General features: G+C 57.9%; 3 protein-coding genes and 1 pseudogene. All 4 read right to left on the reverse strand.

Features of this window, described 5'->3' with window-relative positions; translation table 11 throughout:
* Positions 1-1248, reverse strand: a 1248-nt coding sequence (locus DBR24_RS20560) for a circularly permuted type 2 ATP-grasp protein (protein ID WP_146189089.1), incomplete at its 3' end; no start/stop codon positions are given.
* 532 nt (positions 1249-1780) lie between these two features.
* Positions 1781-2128: a ribonuclease E inhibitor RraB gene (locus DBR24_RS20565; protein ID WP_003223226.1), complete on the reverse strand. Its 348-nt coding sequence runs from the start codon at positions 2126-2128 to the stop codon at positions 1781-1783.
* 210 nt (positions 2129-2338) lie between these two features.
* A complete protein-coding gene (locus DBR24_RS20570) occupies positions 2339-2572 on the reverse strand; it encodes a hypothetical protein (RefSeq protein ID WP_123467361.1) in 234 nt (77 codons plus the stop codon).
* A 175-nt stretch (positions 2573-2747) separates the two neighbouring features.
* Positions 2748-2887: pseudogene (locus tag DBR24_RS33070) on the reverse strand (polyamine aminopropyltransferase); the annotation flags it as partial.

Below are 2887 nucleotides of genomic sequence, written 5' to 3' on the forward strand. Positions count from 1 at the left end.
GCCGTTTTCGACAAAGGTCGGACAGGTCGACAGCGACAGCGTCGGTTGTGCGATGTAGGCGTGCGGCTTGGCCTTGATCCGCTCGCGGAACGCGTCGATTTCCGCGGTCGTTGATGCCGGCCCGACGAGCATTCCGTATCCACCGGAGCCCTGGGTTTCCTTGACCACCAGCTCCGGCAGATTGGCCAGTACGTGGGACAGTTCGGACGGGTTGCGGCATTGCCAGGTCGGCACGTTCTTCAGGATCGGTTCTTCGTCGAGATAAAAACGGATCATGTCAGTGACGAACGGATACACCGATTTATCGTCCGCCACCCCGGTACCGATGGCGTTGGCCAGCACGACATTGCCGGAGCGATAGGACGACAGCAGTCCCGGTACACCGAGCATCGAGTCGGGGTTGAACGCCAGCGGATCGAGGAACGCGTCGTCGAGGCGACGGTAGATCACGTCCACCGGTTTTGGCCCGTCGGTGGTGCGCATGAAGACTTTGTCGTCGCGCACGAACAGATCCGCGCCCTCCACCAGCTCGACGCCCATCTCCCGCGCCAGAAACGCATGCTCGAAGAACGCACTGTTGAAGCGCCCCGGCGTCAGCACCACCACGCTCGGGTCGTCGATGGGGCTGGAGCTTTTCAGGGTGTCGAGCAACAGATTCGGATAGTGGTCGATGGGCGCGATGCGCTGGGCGGCGAACAGCTCGGGGAACAGACGCATCATCATCTTGCGGTCTTCGAGCATGTAGCTCACGCCGCTCGGGGTCCGCAGGTTGTCTTCGAGCACGTAGTAAGTGCCGTCGCCATCGCGCACCAGATCGACGCCGGAAATGTGCGAGTAGATATCGCGGTGCAGATCCAGCCCTTGCATCGCCAACTGGTATTGCTCGTTGGCCAGCACTTGTTCGGCGGGAATGATCCCGGCCTTGATGATGCGCTGCTCGTGATAAAGGTCGGCGAGAAACATGTTCAGCGCCTTGACTCGCTGGATACACCCGCGCTCGACAATCCGCCATTCGCTGGCGGGAATGCTGCGCGGAATCGTGTCGAAAGGAATCAGGCGCTCGGTGCCCTGCTCGTCCCCGTAGAGCGTGAAGGTGATCCCGGCACGGTGGAACAGCAAGTCAGCCTCGCGTCGCCGTTGTGCCAGCAACTCGTCAGGCGTGTCGGCCAGCCAGCGCGCGAACTCCCGGTAATGCGGGCGAACCAGGCCGCCGGCATCGTACATTTCATCAAAATAGGTGCGGATCATGCCGTACTCCTTGTCACCCGGACCTACAGGCCTTCGCAAGGCCCGTGCCATCGGCATAAACGCTTTGATTTCAATCGGTTGGATAATGACGCCGCAGGCACCGCACCATTCCTGTGCGGCAAATGCCCCAACCTGATTGCCCCCGCTTCATTGCGACGCATTGCAGCGCCTATCACCAGCATAGTCAGAGTTGATTTCACTGCCCGGTGCCGGCTGCGGATAATCCGCGCATCCGCTGCACAATTTCCCTGGTGAAATGTTCAGCCCAACCAATCCGGACTGTGACCGCAGTCCCGCAGGCCTTAACCCTGACCGGTTTCCCCGGCTTATCGGTCTTCCCTTTCAGCCACCCTCTGCGGTGGCTTTTTTTTGCCCGTTTGAAATGTTTTGAAAGTAAAAGCAAAATCGCAGCCTTTGGCCGTTCCTGCGGGTGACTGTTGCAGGAGCTGCCGAAGGCTGTGATCTTTTGATCTCTGGAAACGACAACGGCCGACCCGAAGGTCAGCCGTTGCCCGATACCTGTAACCGGAGATCAGTTCAGACGATAGCGGTTGCGCACCTCCTGCTTGACGCCCCAGCCTTCGATGATGCCGCCCAGCGGCTCGACCACGGCAGAGAAACCCTGCTCGAAATCGCCAATGTCGTCATACGTTGCATACATCACTTTGCTCAATTCCAGCGACCAGGCGCCATCGTCGCGCGCACTGACCTGAGCATTGATGGATTCACCGCGAAACTTGCCTGCCGCCCTGCGCGCCCGCTCCTCGTCCGGGAAAATGGCGTAGAACTCGATGGGATGAAAACGGGAAAAATCGAACCCGCCTTCTTTCATGCGGCGCAGAACATTGCTGCTGATGTCTTCTTGATAGGCTGTGCTCATGAATCGTCCCCCTCAGATAGATGGATAGACTTTCCGTATTCCCGCCCCGGGCCTCTGGCCAAAGTACTGCGGCAACGTGGTTGCACGCGGGAAACAAGCATGTAGCTGACAAGACCAGACCTTAGCGATCCGTTCGCTGATCTCGCTTGCAGAGTAGCCCCAAGATAGAGCCGCTGCCAAGGCCTGGTGCTTCAGGTGACAAGAAGAATTTCAGATTGGCGTGATGCTACGGATTTCGATGCTGTTCTGGCTTTTCAGGCTTTTGACACCAGCATCGGCGGTACGCCCTTCCAGATCGTTCAGATCCAGTTCGGCGGCGACAGGAAGCAACCGCGCCTTGACCATTCGAGCGGCCTCGTCATCACTGGGGCATTCCGCCTGCTCGAACACCTCATCGACAATTTCACCATGATCGTCCACGAAAGTGACTTTCCACTTTTGCATCGGTGCCTCCTCGATCAAACCCGTAAATGGGCTTACTTCTATCTCGACTTTTGGCGAGATTGATCGTTCAAAAGGAATACATCTGCCGAACATGAAAAAAATATCACGTTGGTGGTTGGAAAACTTTTGGGCCGAGGGGATTTATCCCCTCGCCACAGACAATCCCTTCACTCAGTCAGTCGTTGCTTGGCTTGTTGATCGCCTGCAGCACGTACTGCGGCAAGGCGAACGCGCCGATGTGGATTTCCGGGTTGTAGTAACGAGTGACGATGCCGCTGCCAATGAAACGCTGTTGCAGGGTTTCACGGCTCAACC

Origin of the sequence: Pseudomonas sp. HMWF006, assembly GCF_003061205.1 — a bacterium.
In the GTDB taxonomy this organism is placed as follows: Bacteria; Pseudomonadota; Gammaproteobacteria; order Pseudomonadales; family Pseudomonadaceae; genus Aquipseudomonas; species Aquipseudomonas monsensis.